This is a genomic window from Leptospira barantonii (assembly GCF_002811925.1).
Lineage (GTDB): Bacteria > Spirochaetota > Leptospiria > Leptospirales > Leptospiraceae > Leptospira > Leptospira barantonii.
The window spans coordinates 187,671-202,999 of the sequence record NZ_NPDS01000005.1 but is presented as its reverse complement, the minus strand read 5'-3'; the positions used below and the strand labels follow the sequence as shown (position 1 = coordinate 202,999).

The 15,329-nt window shown below is 44.4% G+C and carries 11 protein-coding genes and 1 tRNA gene; 3 read left to right on the top strand and 9 right to left on the bottom strand.

All coding sequences use genetic code 11. From position 1 onward, the window contains the following. Positions 1-32: 32 nt before the first annotated feature. Positions 33-554 carry a DUF6580 family putative transport protein gene (locus CH367_RS12750; protein ID WP_100762886.1) on the top strand — a complete coding sequence of 174 codons (522 nt, stop codon included), beginning with the start codon at positions 33-35 and terminating at the stop codon, positions 552-554. A 64-nt stretch (positions 555-618) separates the two neighbouring features. Here CH367_RS12750 and CH367_RS12745 read toward each other — a convergent pair whose 3' ends face one another. After that, positions 619-1,896: an LA_2444/LA_4059 family outer membrane protein gene (locus tag CH367_RS12745; RefSeq protein ID WP_100762885.1), complete on the bottom strand. Its 1,278-nt coding sequence runs from the start codon at positions 1,894-1,896 to the stop codon at positions 619-621. A gap of 184 nt (positions 1,897-2,080) precedes the next feature. On the opposite strand from CH367_RS12745, the gene CH367_RS12740 reads away from it, so the two are divergent. Beyond that, entirely contained in the window at positions 2,081-2,638 is a 558-nt protein-coding gene (locus CH367_RS12740) for an LOG family protein (protein ID WP_100762884.1), read from the top strand. On the opposite strand, the gene CH367_RS12735 is transcribed toward CH367_RS12740, so the two are convergent. The 4 genes from CH367_RS12735 to CH367_RS12720 all read right to left on the bottom strand — a co-directional run bounded on the left by CH367_RS12735 (position 2,635) and on the right by CH367_RS12720 (position 5,474). After that, complete coding sequence (locus CH367_RS12735; protein WP_100763023.1) at positions 2,635-3,651, bottom strand: ankyrin repeat domain-containing protein; 1,017 nt, start codon at positions 3,649-3,651, stop codon at positions 2,635-2,637. The genes CH367_RS12740 and CH367_RS12735 overlap by 4 nt on opposite strands. Positions 3,652-3,734: 83 nt before the next feature. Further along, positions 3,735-4,679 (bottom strand): AEC family transporter, encoded by a 945-nt coding sequence (locus CH367_RS12730; protein WP_100762883.1) that lies wholly within the window; start codon positions 4,677-4,679, stop codon positions 3,735-3,737. Positions 4,680-4,727: 48 nt separating this feature from the next. Continuing rightward, positions 4,728-4,799, bottom strand: a tRNA-Thr gene (locus tag CH367_RS12725). A 33-nt stretch (positions 4,800-4,832) separates the two neighbouring features. Next, complete coding sequence (locus CH367_RS12720; RefSeq protein ID WP_100762882.1) at positions 4,833-5,474, bottom strand: DUF2889 domain-containing protein; 642 nt, start codon at positions 5,472-5,474, stop codon at positions 4,833-4,835. A gap of 129 nt (positions 5,475-5,603) precedes the next feature. On the opposite strand from CH367_RS12720, the gene CH367_RS12715 reads away from it, so the two are divergent. After that, the gene (locus CH367_RS12715; RefSeq protein WP_100763022.1) at positions 5,604-6,404 is read left to right on the top strand and encodes an SDR family NAD(P)-dependent oxidoreductase; all 801 of its coding nucleotides are present in this window, start codon (positions 5,604-5,606) and stop codon (positions 6,402-6,404) included. A 54-nt stretch (positions 6,405-6,458) separates the two neighbouring features. Here the strand turns inward: CH367_RS12715 and CH367_RS12710 are convergent, their stop codons facing one another. From CH367_RS12710 to CH367_RS12690, 4 genes are all read right to left on the bottom strand, one after another. Continuing rightward, the gene (locus tag CH367_RS12710; RefSeq protein WP_100763021.1) at positions 6,459-7,808 is read right to left on the bottom strand and encodes a formylglycine-generating enzyme family protein; all 1,350 of its coding nucleotides are present in this window, start codon (positions 7,806-7,808) and stop codon (positions 6,459-6,461) included. Positions 7,809-7,872: 64 nt separating this feature from the next. Then, entirely contained in the window at positions 7,873-9,489 is a 1,617-nt protein-coding gene (locus CH367_RS12705; RefSeq protein WP_100762881.1) for a DEAD/DEAH box helicase, read from the bottom strand. Positions 9,490-9,751: 262 nt separating this feature from the next. Then, complete coding sequence (locus CH367_RS12695) at positions 9,752-11,584, bottom strand: alginate export family protein (protein WP_100762880.1); 1,833 nt, start codon at positions 11,582-11,584, stop codon at positions 9,752-9,754. A gap of 33 nt (positions 11,585-11,617) precedes the next feature. Then, entirely contained in the window at positions 11,618-15,148 is a 3,531-nt protein-coding gene (locus CH367_RS12690; RefSeq protein WP_100763020.1) for a molybdopterin-dependent oxidoreductase, read from the bottom strand. Positions 15,149-15,329: the final 181 nt, after the last annotated feature.

The window sequence follows — 15,329 nt, the reverse complement described above, 5'->3', positions numbered from 1 at the left end:
TATAGTACTAAAAAATACTTTGTAGGCGCTTTATGGTACGTTCAAAAAGTTTTATCGTTCTTTCCCTCATTCTAATTGCGGTTGCAAGCCGTTATTTTCCGCACCCGGCTAACTTTTCGCCTATTCTTGCGATTTCTCTTTTTGCGGGAGCTCATTTCGCTTCTAAGAAACTTTCTCTGCTTCTTCCGATTGCCGCTCTGTTTATCAGCGATTTAATTCTCGGGTTCCACGATCAAATGTTGCCTGTTTACGCAACGACTCTTCTGGTTGTTGTGGCTGGATGGCAGTTAAGAACTTCTTCTTCCGTTGGAAAAATCGCGCTTACTTCTTTGGGAAGTTCCGTAGCGTTTTTTATCCTTACGAACTTTTACGTATGGCTTGCGGGATATTATACTTATGATTTGAACGGACTCGTTCAGTGTTACATCATGGCGGTCCCTTTTTTCCAGAACACACTTTTAGGCGATATGTTTTACACCACGGTTCTTTTCGGCGGATTCGCTCTGATTGAAAAAGCCGGTTGGATGCAACTCGCAACCGTTCCCGTTAAGTAAGATTCTTCCGAATACGGTTGCCTCGAAACTTGGAAAAGTTCTGCGAGGCAACCTCCAACCTTTCTCAAAGCGTTAAAGTAATTCCCAGATAAAATCCGTAGTAAGTATCGATGACTTCCTTTTGTAAGGCGGGTCTCGTCGTCGCTAAGTCCACGGGTTTTGTGATCGTATTCAAAGCGGTCGTACTTACGAGATCGGGAAACAAAAGATTCGCGTTGTAGTTATATCCGCTCACGGAAGATCGCATTTCCGTATATTGAAAACCGAACGTGAACTTCAACCAGCTTGTTCTTGAAAAAGAAACTCCCGTGTCGAGTTGGTAACCGGTTCGTTTCACGAGATTCTCGCCTGCGGAGCCGGCGGTTTCGGTGACTAAAAAGTTTTGAGCGCCATTGTAAGCCGTGGTCGCATTCGTCTTTAGATGATATTTTCCTAATGTTTTAAAGTAATCGGCGTTCGCATGAAATTGAAAGTAGTTGTTCAATTTTTTTACGATTCTAAATCCGATTTGGGGACCTAATCCTCCGGCCTTTTCCTCCAAGTTTCCGAAGCCCAAACCGCCCGGTAAGTTTCCGTATTCTTTGGAATAGATATCCAGGTTTCTGATTCCCACGGAAGGCCCGATTCTGGTCCCCGAACCCGTTTCAAAAAAATACAAAAGATTCAGTTGGATATCCGTTCTTCTAAATTGAGGTCCGTATACGCTGTAACTTTGATTCAAGTTTGCGGGAGAAGGATTGATGTTCATGGAAGAATACGAAGGATTGATTCTAAAATCGAGAAAACTTCCTTCCACTCCGAACTTCTTGGATTCGGTTAAGAATAAAAATTTGATCGGATACGCGGTCTTTGTGTTTCCCTGCGGATCGGAATAAAAACTTCCCGTGTTGTTGATGAGGTGCGCGTCGAATCCTCCGACTCTTGCGATCGTGTTTACGTTTTGATAGAACCCGCTCGTATAAAGAAATGTGTTCGCCTCGTTGACGGAAACGTTTTGTCTTCTCGCTAAAGATTCCGGAACCCAAGTCGCTTGGTTGAAAAGAATCGAAATTTCGAACGTAGCCCCTTTCGGAGTTTTGGCGAGTTCCTGTTCGTGAAGTTTGTCCCTGAGTTCGGAGGCCTCTGTTCTTTTTCTCTGAACTTCGAGAATCATCCTTTGTCTCGTAACCGAATCCTGAGCCTTGCCCGCTTTGATTTCGAGTTCGTTGGCTTCTCTTTCCAAAACGTCCGGATCGGGTTGAACCGGTTTCGCTTGGCCAAACACGTTCGATACGCCGATTTGAAACAAAAGGAAAAAAATAGTAAGAAGATAGGGAATCGTTTTTTGAATTTGTTTTTTCATAGGTTCTAAAGAGTGAGAGATAGATAAGACGAAAGAATCCGAAATTCAAACATTTTTTTCCCAAGCGAAGAAAAAGAAAAACGTTACAGAAATCTTTCCGATGAAAATAAAGAAATAGAACGAATGATTTTATAAAGAATTTACGTTCCTAAAAGTCATATTGAATAGAACTAAAAGAGAGATTATGAATTCAACCAATCCGGCAGTTTGTGTTTTTTGCGGTTCCCGTTCCGGAACCAATCCGGTTTATACCAAGACGGCTCAGGATCTGGGTCGTTTGCTCGTGGAAAAAAATTTCGACTTAGTATTCGGAGGAGCTTCCTGCGGAATTATGGGAACGATCGCCGACGCGGTGATGGAAAAAGGCGGAACCGTTTCGGGAATCATTCCCGATTTTCTTTCCATCAAGGAAGTGAAACACGATCGTGTTAAGGATCTGATGATCGTTTCTTCCATGCACGAACGAAAGTTTAGAATGTACGAAAAATCTTCGGGCTTTATCGCGTTGCCCGGAGGAATCGGAACCTTGGACGAACTCGTCGAGATCACCACTTGGAATCAATTGAAGCTGATTTCAAAACCCTTGGGTTTGCTCAACGTAAACGGTTACTTCGAATTTCTTCTAAAACAATTGGGGAGAATGGTGGACGACGGCTTTTTAGACCCGGAAACGAAAGAGGGTTTAATCGTGTCGGACGACCCGGAAGAACTACTCGATCTTCTTAGTAAAAGATTCGTTTAATCCTTTTCGGGTTCCGGTTCCAAGAGGAGAATCAATTCTTCCTTGGTTTCTTCTTTAGCGATGTCTAATGGAGATTTTCCTTCCAAGTTTTTTAGGAATTGGGAAGCGTTTAAACTCAACAACAGTGTGGCCGTGGATATCCGATCGTGAACTACGGCTATGTGAAGAGGAGTGTTCCCCTCCGCATCGATCACGTTCGGCGAAATTCCCAATCGAAGAACGGTTTTGCATAAATCGTCTTCGCCGTGTTCGGCGGCATCGAAAAGTCTTTCGGTGAGTACCTTTTTGAGAATTTTAGAAACGTGATGATACTTTTGTCTTTCGGCTTCTTCGAGACCGGTTTTTCCGGAAGCGTTTACTTTTAAGAAATCGGCTCCGATTTTTAAAAGTTTTTCCAAACATTCCACGCCGTCGTGCGAAGCCGCGAGTAACAAAGCCGTATTTCCGTCCGCGTCCCGATTTTCAAGAATGCTTTTGGTTTCTTCTTTTTCCAAAAACAAATCCAAGATTTCGTAATCGTTGTGAAGAGCGGTTAAGTGAAGAATGGTTCTTCCTTCCGAATTCTTTTTTAAAAAATCCGCGTCTTGTTCCAAAAGATATTCCACGATGGAAAGATGACCGAGATCCACCGCGAGTAGAAGAGGACTGTATCCTTCTCCGTTTCTTTCCTCAAGATCGGGTGTTGCGTTTTCGTTTTCGAAAACCATCTCCACGATTTCCAAGTTCCCGGTGCTTACCGCTTTTGTAAGTGGTGTGTTCCCGGAAAAATCTTTTTTACCGGAATCGGCTCCGGCTTCGAGAAAGATTCGAATCAAATCTTCCTTTCCCTGATCCAAAGAAGTTAAGAGCGGGGTTTCTCCTCTTGCGTTCGTTTCGTCGGGATCGGCTCCGGCTTCGAGAAGAAGTTCGATCGATTCCCGATCCAAATTCTTAACCGCCCAAGATAAAACGCCGGAACCGTAGCTGTCACGGTAATCCTTCAGCCAATCGATTAGGACTGGTTCTCCTTCCATCGAAGAAAGAAGTTTTTGGATTTCATCCGTCTTCCCGGTTTTGACTGCGGAAAAGAGGTCGATCAATGAGTCTGAAAAATCGGTCAGAAAAAATTCTCCAGTAAAGAATAGAGTATAAACAAAGTAGGAATGGAAACAAGAATACCAACTCCGGGAAATGCCGCAGAGAGTGTCGGTTTAAAACCCATCTGCATGGAAACGATGGATGCAGTAATCATGGGAGCCATTCCCGCTTCCAAAACCGCAACTTTCAAGTGTTTCAGATTCACGTTGAAAAATCGATACACGATCAAGACCAAAATCGGAGCAATGAACAATTTATAAATCAGTCCAAACGTTAACGGTTGTATGAAATTCTCGGACTTCTCGTTTTTGGAACTCAAAGCCGGCAGTTCCATTTGAAATCCGACTGTAAATAGGGCGATCGGCACCAGAGTTTCTCCCAAGATTTTCAATACGGAATGAATCGATTCCGGAATGGTGAAAAGTCTGAGGAAAAACGAAAAAAGTAAAGCAAGAAACGGTGGGAAAGTGAATAGCTTTTTCAAAATGGATTTCAACGGGTTCTCGCTTTTTTCCTGTTCGTTTTTGGAAAGGAAACGCAACGCTAAAATAAATCCGGGAATCGCCAAACAAAGAAAGGTTCCGAACTGATCGATGATCAATACGGAATCGGTGACTTCTTCTCCGTAAAACATCCTTAAGACGGGAAGCCCTAAAAAAGATGTATTTCCGAGTCCGCAACAAAGCGTAACGGCGATTCGAGTTTCCCGATCCCAATGGAAGAATTTTCCGATCGAGTAAAAGAATACGATGGAAAGTCCGAAGATGAACCAGGGCATCGTCGCCAAAAAGATCAAAGAACTTTCCAATCTCATCGTTGGAACGTTCGTTAGAATCAAAGAAGGTAAGGAAATATAAATCACAAAACTGCCGAGAGTTAACCCCGCGTTTTCCGGAAAAATTCTCCCTCGTTTGAGTATAAAACCCGCGATCAAGCATAGGGGAATGAGAATCAGATGAGACACGATGGACAGAGTGAATATCGAAAGCGAAAGGGCAAGAGATTTAGCGAAAGCCCGCTGCCGGAATTGAACCGGCGACCTTTTCATTACGAGGGAAATGCTCTACCCCTGAGCTAAGCGGGCTTGAAGTCGATTTCAAGTCGGGGTTATCGTACGTTACGATTCTTCCCTTCTCGATTTCTTGAATTCTTTTACCATCATTGCGGTGATGCTGTCAAGATGTTTCACCTGTTCTTTGAGGTCCGGTTTTTCATGACGTGTGGAGAAAGAATAACAGGAATTTTTCACTCCTCGATCCTTCATCCACCAATGTCTTCCGATTTCTCTTCTTTCGCGGGCGGGAAGATCACCTTCATACATTTTATACTCGTCGTATTGTGCCGGGAAATTTCTTTCTTTGAGATAGAACGCGTATGCGGAATGAAAATTCATCGCGGCGTTTTGAATCAATTCGTTGATATGAAGACAACCTAACGTTTTATCCGCGGGAAAACGATTCATCAGTTTCGCGTAGGACATTTCCTCTCCGACTAAGTAATCGTATGTTTTCACGGCGGCCGGACAGGTTTCGTAAGGAACCCTTTTTTCTTCCACTGCGGACTTCACGATTTTCATCGTTGTAAGATCGACTTCAAGATACAAGGTCATGTCGTGATACGGATCGTATTGATTCACTTCGATGACACAAAACGGAGGAGATTCTTCCGGAAACCAATAGTATCTACTTTCATAATTTCTTTGAAAGTCCGTGTTTCGAAAACGAATTCTCTCTTTAAGTTCCTGTAGAGCGCTACTCATTCCAACCTCATCTCGCTTTTGTTGCGTTCGATAGGATCATCTTTTTATCGGTTCGGATTCTCTAAAGGATTTTTTCCCTCTATTTTCATTTGCTTTTTTGTTCGTTTCTGGTATCTTCAATCGGGTTTTATGATCACATCCTTCTTTTTAGAAAAATCATTTTTGGTTACGGGCGCAAGTTCCGGAATAGGAAAGGCTCTCGTTTTGGAACTCAATCGAAACGGCGCAGTGGTAGGCGCGATTGCTCGAAGAAAAGAATTGTTAAAGGACTTAAAAAACGAAGCTTCGTTTCCGGACAAGGTGATCGCTCTTCCGGGTGACGTTTCCGATTCTTCCCAAATCAAAAAGATCACGGAAGAATTTAGAAAGAAAGTGAGACGAATCGACGGACTGATCCACAGCGCCGGAATCAGTATGCGCGGTCTTGCAAAAGAAACGGATTTTAAAGTTTATGAAAGTCTAATGAACATAAATTTTTATCCTTTGATTCATCTGTTCCGTCTTTTGGAATCGGAACTCAGACAAAACCAAGGACATTTTATCGCAGTGTCATCCTTGCAGGGAAGGTTCGCGACTCAATATCGTTCCGGTTATGCCGCGAGCAAACACGCGGTCCAAGCCTTTATGGACAGCATTCGACTGGAAACCTACGAAAGCGGAATGCACGTTATGACCGTTTCTCCCGGTTATGTGAAGACAGATATTTCCGTGAAGGCCTTGTCGGGCGACGGTTCCGCGTACGGAATTATGGACGAGGGAATTAAGAATGGAATGCGAGTCGAAAAGGTTGCGGCCATCGTTTTGAAAGCGATCGAATCCAAGAAGAGGGACGTTTATCCTTCTCAGTTTCGAGAAATGTTGGCGTATTGGATCAGCAGATTCTCACCTTCTCTTTTGGATAAACTTTTGAGAAGAGCCAGGGTAACGTAATACGGGTCGGATCTTTTCGTTTTTACGACAAGATCGTCGGAAAAACGAGACGTCTTACTTTCCCGGCAAATCCCAAACGAGACGAATGCCCGCTCTTCGATCCGTTTTTAAATTCGGAATCCCGCCGAAGGATCTGAAATACACGGTAGATTCTTCCTTGGTGGATGAATAAGAACCGCCTCGAATGACTTTATGCATTTTTCCGAATGCGTTTCGTTTTAAGGAATGTCCTCGATACGGAAGATAATCCGAACTTGTCCATTCCGCTACGTTGCCGCACATTCCGATCGCACCGTAAGGGCTTGAAGATTTTTTTGCAAGTTCGTAAACCGAAATCGTATCCGACTTTTTACTTTCCAGGGTATTACAGAGAGAAGAATCAAAATCGTTTCCGAATGGATATTCCAAAGGACTTGGAAAGAAGGAATACGACTCGTCCCGATTGATCATCCAAGTCATTCCGGTTCCGCGTGCGGCCTTCTCCCATTCCATTTCTGTGGGAAGTCGTTTACCGGACCAACGCGCATAGGCTTCGGCTTCTCTGTAAGTGATTCCGTTTATGGGATGGTGTTCCTTACCCGAAGGAAAAGTCCCTTGCTTCCAATGCGGAGGCGGAGGTGTGTTCGTTTCCTTTAGAAATTTAGAATATTCTTGATTTGTAACTTCGTATTTGTCTATGTAATACGAGGAGATGTCCTGAAGATTTCCTCGTTCCGCTTTGAAGTAGAACGGATTGTAACTGTCTTCGGCCGATTCGTTTCCTTGTCCGTGTAGAAAAAATCCCATGGACTCGTAAAACAATTCTCCGTTTTGTTCGTATCCGCCCGAAACAAGAACCATTTCCTTTCCGTCTCTCGGATGTCTGAGTTGTTTCGCGGGTCTGGTTCTTCTTCTATCTTCGGTGAAGAATGCGCCCGGTTCGACGTACGCGACTTCTTGTTTGTAGTCCTGTATGAACGTTCCCGCCGTTAAAAGATTTTCCGGAACTCCTACGTTCGCGCTAAACGTTCCGAAGAGTTCGATTTCGGAAGCCTTCTTCCCTTTTGAATTGGATTGATATGCGACGGAGATCTGTCGGATGGAAAACGAACCGATTTCTTTTTCGGGGTTCGATTGTAAAACCGCGTATTGAGGTTTTCTTTCGAGAATGGCTTTGATTTCCTCTTCTTCTTTTCCGTAAAAAATAGATCCTCTTCGGATTCGAATTTTTACTTTTCCTTTTCCTCTATAAACGGCTTCGACTTCTCCTTTCCAAAACGGAACCATTCTTAAGTTGAGAGAAGGGTCTTCTTGTTGTGGCGAGGATTGTGTCGATTGCGCGGACAAAGAAAGAATCGATCCCAAAGATAGGATGAGAAGGAGAAGGGAGATGCGTTTCAATGAAAGGATGAATTCGAAGATCATAAAACACGACCATCCGATCCTATCGAAGGGATGGTCCTGTTTCAATTTTCGGCAGAAACCGTTCTTACTTCTTCTTTTTTTTGAAGGAAGAGGCTCCGCCGGATTTTTGATTTTTATCCCCTTTGGAGAATTTGGAACCGGAAGAACCGCCGGATCCCGATCCGCCTCCGTGAGATCCATAAGAACGTCCGCCACCGCCTCCCGAATGAGAACCGGATCCGCCGCCTGAATTGGATCTAGGTCTTGAACCTCCACCGCCGCCTCCGGATCTTCCTCCGAAGTTGCGATCTCTGTATCTACCGCCACCGCCTCCGGATTTCTTTTTGGAGGGATTTCTATCATCGTATTTGAAATCGGATTCGAACTTAACGGAATCGTCGAAGGTGACGCTGTCTTTGAGAATCGTCATCTTAAACAAAGCCGCCGCGATATCAAGAGCGGTATAATCGTCACCCATCAGTTTTTCAACCTGGTTTACGTAGTTTCCGATATGACCCGCGTCTACGATGGATCTTACTTTCTCGGTATAAGAATGAATCTTTGTTTCTTCGAGATCGTCTAACGTTGGGATTTTGCCCAATTCGATTTTGATTCCGTTGATACGTTCGATTTTTTTAAGATTGTAGATTTGTTTTCCAACGATAAAGGAGAACGCGATTCCTTTTTTTCCCGCTCTTCCGGTTCTTCCGATCCGGTGAACGTAGTCTTCTCCGTCTCTTGGAAGATCGTAGTTGAACACCGCTTCCACGTTGTTTACGTCGATTCCTCTTCCCGCAACGTCGGTCGCTACTAGGATTTCGATACTTCCGCTTCTAAATCCGTTCATCACCTTATCTCTTTGTTTCTGATTGAGATCTCCGTGAAGAGCTTCGGCAAAGTATCCTCTCGATTTTAAAAGTTCCACGACCGTGTCGACCTGAGCTTTTGTATTACAAAACACTAATGCAAGTTTGATGTTTTTGTATTCGATCAATCTTGCAAGGGCTTCTCCCTTTGCGTTTTCTTGAATTTCGTAATAGATCTGTTCGATTTTCGGAGCGCTGAGTTTTTGATGTGTTACGTCGATGATTTGAGGATGTTTTTGGAATCGTTTCATCAACGTAAGAATGTCGTCGGTCATAGTCGCCGAGAACATGATCGTTTGGCGATCCGCCGGGGTGTCCTTGAGAATGAATTCCATGTCCTCTCTGAAACCCATGTCCAACATTTCGTCGGCTTCGTCGAGTATGACCATCTTGATATCGTCGAGACGGATGGAACCTCTTCGCATGTGATCCATCATTCTTCCCGGAGTCGCGATTACGATCTGAGGATTTTTACGAAGCGCTCTTAATTGTCTGTCGATTTCCTGACCGCCGTAAACTGGAACCACTTCGAAGTTTCCTTTGTATTTCATCAGCTTACGAAATTGTTCGCTTACTTGAATTACGAGTTCGCGAGTAGGGCAGAGAATCAACGCTTGTAGATGTTTGCTTTCTACTTCGAGAAGTTCTATGGTAGGAATTGCGAACGCGGCGGTTTTACCCGTTCCGGTTTGCGCATGACCGATGATGTCTTTTCCTTTGAGTATAACCGGAATGGCTTCCGATTGAATGGGGGAGGCTTCTTCAAAGCCCATTTCAGAAATCGCGTTTTGGATCTCTGTGGATAAGTTTAGTTCGCTAAACTTGAGTTTCTTCATGTTTGTTCCTTTCAAAGCAATGAATCGCCCGTATTCCGGGAACCTCTATACTTTGAATTTTCAAGATGAACTATCCGGAAGATCAAAAAGCCGATCGAAGAGAGGAAGAGCTGGAATCAGGAGATATTCTGCGTCTTCGTTTGATAAGACGTCTGTTTTTACTACGATTTTAGAAGTGGCTATTAATACAAGTATAAAAAAGAAGAATGCAGTTCGGTTCAAACTACATTCAACTTTCTGAAAGTTCTTTTTCGAGTTCGATTTAAAACTGAACCGTCATCGATAGATAAGCGAACTGGGCCTGAGGTAAAAAACTCGTTTTTCTGAATTCGGGCGATATCGAGTTATCGTTGAGTTTTCCCCGGACCGCGTCGCCCGCATAAATCCAACTCGCTCCAAAGGCCCAAAGTATGTCCTTGTATTTGAGAGAATAAACCAAGTCGATTTCTCGGAATAGATTCTTTCCGAGGGTTCCCACTCCTCTTTGATCCAGAACGCCTTTCTCGCTTTGCGGATACGGATTTTTAAAACGATCGTTTGCGTAGGATTCCGTACTCGCTCCGTCTTTGAGGTTTCCGGTTATATCATACCAACCGTCTTGCATTTTTTGTTTATCCACGATCCAATAGGCGAGTCTGAGTTTGCCGAATTCTCCCCCGTCCCAAGTCAGGTTCGCGGACTTACCGACCATGTTAACCCAACTCACTTGATCCGCTTCTCCGTAAAAAACGTGATTGGAATGAAACAGATTGGAAAACGTTGCGACCTTTCCGTCTTTGCGATTCGGATCTCCGCTCGCGACGTCGTATTCCGCGCCGAGTCGAAACGATCCAAGTGTATAACCGATATCTAATGCGAATGCGTACGCGTCGTATCCTTGTCTTTCTTTGTATACGCTCTTCGTTACGGTTTTGCCCGTAAGAGGATCGATCGTGGAAAGATTCGTATTCAAGCTATCCCAACCCGGAGTTACGTTGACGCCAGTTTTTCCGGTTTGTACGGCGTATTCGATCGAGAAGTCGAAAGGGATTTCCGATTTTTTGTCCTTCGTCGTTCTGTTCGTAAGTCTGAAACCGAACGTATGAAGTTGATCGTATCTCGAGTCTCTGGGAACCGTTTCCGGATTCGTTAAAAGAAGAATCGTGGAATTGTTTTGAGGAAGCCACTTGCGATAAAGACCGATGTAGTAACCGTCTACGTGAAGAAATTTAGAAGGTTTGAATGTGTTGTAAAACCCCGTAAACGTCGCGTCCCCCGGTTGTTGTTTGGTAAGGTCCGCGGATAACGAACAAGTAGTAGTTGCTGGAGAATTCGCCGGACAATTATACTGTGTCTGAAACGTATTCCGTTTTCCTAAATAAGTGGAATTGCCCGCGATGTCCGAATCTTGTTCGCCCACGATCATCGCCCATGCGTGCGACGAGAAAAATTCCTTATCCACTTTAAAACGAAATCCGTTGAAACTTCTTCCCACGTTGGTCCATTCCAACGCGCCCACAAGTCTTTCGTCTCCGTATTTGAGAATCTGTCTTCCAGCCTGCAAGGTAACCGGACCGATCAGTTCTTTGGATTCGATCCAGGCTTCGCGGATTCCCACGGATTGTCTTGTGTTATCGTTTGCTGTATCGAGTCCGGTCGACGAACCTTTTTCCGCTCCCCACAAAGTGGTGTCCTGCAAGGTCACTCTCACTTTTGTTTTTTCGGTGAGTTCCTTCTCGATCCAAATCTGCGCCTTGGCGCCTACGAAAGACGCATTATCATTTTTGAATCTATCGAAATCGAAGTTGTATTTCGCTTCTGGACGAATTCGAATCAAACCGCCGAATTTAACGGTTTCATACCAAGGTAATTCTTTTTTCGTTTCCTTGGGTGGAACAAGAACCGTGTTCGAAGTCGAAGCCGGCGTTGTAGTCGTCGAAGAGTTGACTTCCTGCTTTTGAGATTCCTGAATCGGTTCTTTGTTTTGAAGTTGAATTGTGTTGTTCTGAACTTCCGGAGATTTAGTTTCCTTCGTTTCCTGAGCGTCGATTTTCAGAAAAGAAAAGACGACTAGGACGTACACGAGAATTTTCGTTCCCTGTTTGTAAGCTTTCAATTTTGGACCCTTTCGATTTTATTTTTTTAAGATTCATTTTTCAATTTCACTCATCGCCAAGTCGGACTTGAGAATTTTAGAAATCTCGGGACGACAACTACCACAACCTGTGCCGGCGCCCGTGGCCTTACCAAGGGCTTCCATGGATTTGCAACCGTTCTTGATTTCTTCCCGGAGGTTTCCGTCGCCCACTCCGTTGCAGGAGCAGACAAGTTTTCCGATTACGGGTTTTCTCGCAGTGCCACCGCCGGAAAGAAGTTGTTCCCTTCGATCACCGAGTTCGATTCCGCTTGAGATGAGTTCTTTAAAATCTTGGAAGTTGGATTTATCTCCGATGAGAATCGCTCCTACGAGTTTATCTCCCTTGATAATGCACTTCTTATACTTTCTTTTTTTACGATCGAGAAAAACGACTTCCTCGTATTCGCCGGACTTATCTTCGGAAAGATCCATCGGAGTATCGGCGAGTCTCAATGAAACAAGATCGAGTTCCGGGATTTTTAGAAGATTGGAATGAATCGATCCATTATAAAAATCGAATGCGTATCCGTAGATATGATTGGCCGCGATTTTGGATTGTTCTTCCGTTGCGGCTACGGTTCCGTAAAGACCGGACGTATGTTCTGCGACTTCGCCGATCGCATAGATATCCGGATCGGAGGAACGCAGATAAGGATCCACGAGAATCCCCTGTTTGCATTCCAAACCCGCGAGTTTTGCGAGTTGAAGATTCGGAGTTGTTCCGGTCGCATAAACGATTCCGTCGGGAACGATTGATTCTCCGTTACTGAGTTTGACGCTTTGAACCCTGGAAGTTCCTTTGATCTTTACGATTTCCGCGTTGCGGATGATTTCGATTCCTCTCGATTCGATTTCTTCGTTTAGAATTTCTCCGGCGATCGGATCGAGTTGTTTGGACATCAGTCTGTCAGTTCGGATTAATACGCTAACACGAACATGCAAAGATCGTAATGCGGCCGCGAGTTCCAAACCCAAAAGTCCGCCGCCCACGATCAGAACGTGTGTGTCTCTTACGAAAAAGCCCTTGATTTTTTCCGCGTCTTCTTTGGAACGAAGCGCGAAAATTCCTTCCATTTCCTTCGGAATCATACTCGGGATAAACGGAGAACTTCCGGTTGCGAAGATCAGTTTATCGTAAGAATACGTGTTGCCTTGATCGTCTCGAACGATCTTACCTTCGGGATGAACCTGGGTCACCGTCCTATCCGGGAAGATATCGAAGTTCCAAGAAAGAATTTCCTCTTCGCTCACACCCATCAGGTCGCCGAAGATTTTTTCGCCGCTGATATAATCCGGAAGAAGAATGCGGTTGTAGAACGGATTTTTTTCCTTACAAAGAACCGTGATCTCGCTTTCTGGATCCAAAGCTCTGTAAGAACGAAGGAACGCAAGAGTTCCGTTGCCTCCGCCTATGATGAGAATTTTTTCTTTTCGTTTGTGATAAACTTTAACTTCAACCGCGGAAATTTTAAAGCCCGGTTGTTTTGAATACGGGTCGTATGCGCCGCTCGTAAGATTGTTCGCGCGGGAATCGTCCCTTCCTAATTTTTTTCCCCAGTGCATGGGAAGAAAAACAACACCTTCTTTGATCGACTCGGTGATCGTCGCCTTGACCTTTGTCTTACCTCTTTCGTTGAAAATCTCGACGAGAGATCCTTCTTCGATGTTTCTGATCTTCGCGTCATTCGGATGAATTTCCAAATACGGTTCGCGTTTGTGTTCGTTGAGTTTGCGAACCTTGCCGGTTCGAGTCATCGTATGCCATTGATCCCGAATTCTTCCCGTGGTTAAGATCAAAGGAAAATCGGAAGTCGCTTTTTCGGAACTGTCATCGGGTTCCACCGCGTGAATCTTTGCTTTTCCGTTCGGTCTATAAAAATTGCGATCGGTAAAAAGACGTTGAGTGCCACCGTGACCCTTCGTTGGATAAGGCCATTGAACGGATCTTTTTTCCATAAGAACGGAATAGTCGAGTCCCGCGATGTCTATGTTTGTTCCTTTTGTTAAGCGACAATGTTCTTCGAAAACCTCTCCTTCGTTTTCAAATGCAAAGGAGGAAGTCCATCCCATCTTTTTTGCGAACTGATTTAAGATCCAAGTGTCGGGCATCGCTTCGCCCGGAGGATCCAGAACTTTCGGAAGATACGTGATTCTTCGATCGGAGTTGGTCATCGTACCTTGTTTCTCGGCCCAACCCGCGGCCGGTAAGATCACGTCCGCAAACGGAATCGCGGAAGAATCTTTGGAAATATCTTGAACGACTACGAACTCCGCGGATCTAAGACCGGATTCCACAAGACGCGCATCTGGAAGACTTACCGTCGGATTCGTACAGATGATCCAGATCGCTTTCATCTTTCCGGTTCTAAGATGATCGAACATCTCGGTCGCGCTATAACCCGGTTTTTCTTGGATGGAATTCACACCCCAAAATTGCGCGACCTCGGCTCTGTGTTCCGGATTCGCCAAGTTTCTATGAGCGGGCAATAAATTGCAAAGACCGCCGACTTCTCTACCACCCATCGCGTTCGGTTGTCCGGTTAAGGAGAATGGTCCCGATCCGGGTTTTCCGATTTGTCCCGTAAGAAGAGAAAGATTCAAAAGGGCGAGGTTCTTATTGACTCCGATCACACTTTGATTGAGACCCATCGCCCAAAGCGAAAGAAACCCTTTGGAATCGCCGATCCATTGGGCCGCTTGGCGGATTTGTTCCGAAGGAATATCGCAAGCGTTCGCGTAATCTTCAACGGATTGTTGAAATACTTTTTCTTTGAGTTCTTCGAAACCTTCCGTGTGATTTTTCAAAAATTCGGAATCGATTCTGTTTTGTTCTATTAGAATTCTTGCAATTGCATGAAAGAGATGAATGTCGCTTCCCGGTTTGATTTGAAGATGAAGATCGGCGTCCTCGCAACTTTCCGTTTTTCTCGGATCGACTACGATGAGTTTTACGTTCGGATTCGCTTGTTTATGCGCTTCGATTCTGCGAAATAGAATGGGATGACACCAGGCGGGGTTTGCGCCAGCGACTAAAAAACAATCGGCGAGTTCAATGTCCTCATAACTCACCGGGACGCTGTCTTCGCCCAAAGCCATCTTGTAACCGACGACCGCGGAACTCATACAAAGTCTTGAATTCGTATCTATATTGTTGGTTCCGATAAAACCTTTCGCGATTTTATTTACTACGTAGTATTCTTCGGTTAACAATTGACCGGAAACGTAGAAGCCGACCGAATCCGGTCCGTGTTCTTGTATGATTTTTTTAAACTCTTGAGCGATTCTTTGAAGAGCGGAATCCCAATCGGTTCTGATCTGCGGAGAATTTCCGTCCTTCCTCATCGAAGGAAAGAACAAACGATCGGAACGATTTAACAAAGAATAGTTTAGATTCATTCCCTTGGAACATAAAAGGCCTTTGTTCGCTGGATGAGTCGGATCTCCTTCCACTTTCAATTCTTGGGAAGAATGTTTATGTATAAGAACTCCACACCCGACTCCGCAATAGGAGCATGTTGTTTGAAATGTTTCCGCGATGTTCACGGTACATATTATGCAAGAATGGTACCAGGTTTCGATTTCGGTAAACCGATCCCTAATTCGATTGAAATCTTTTCCGTTCACACACTGAAGCGGGGTTGAATTACGAATTCGTAATCCAATTGAAACATATTATAAAAATATAATATATTCGAAAATCAAAAATAATTACAGGATACTGTAC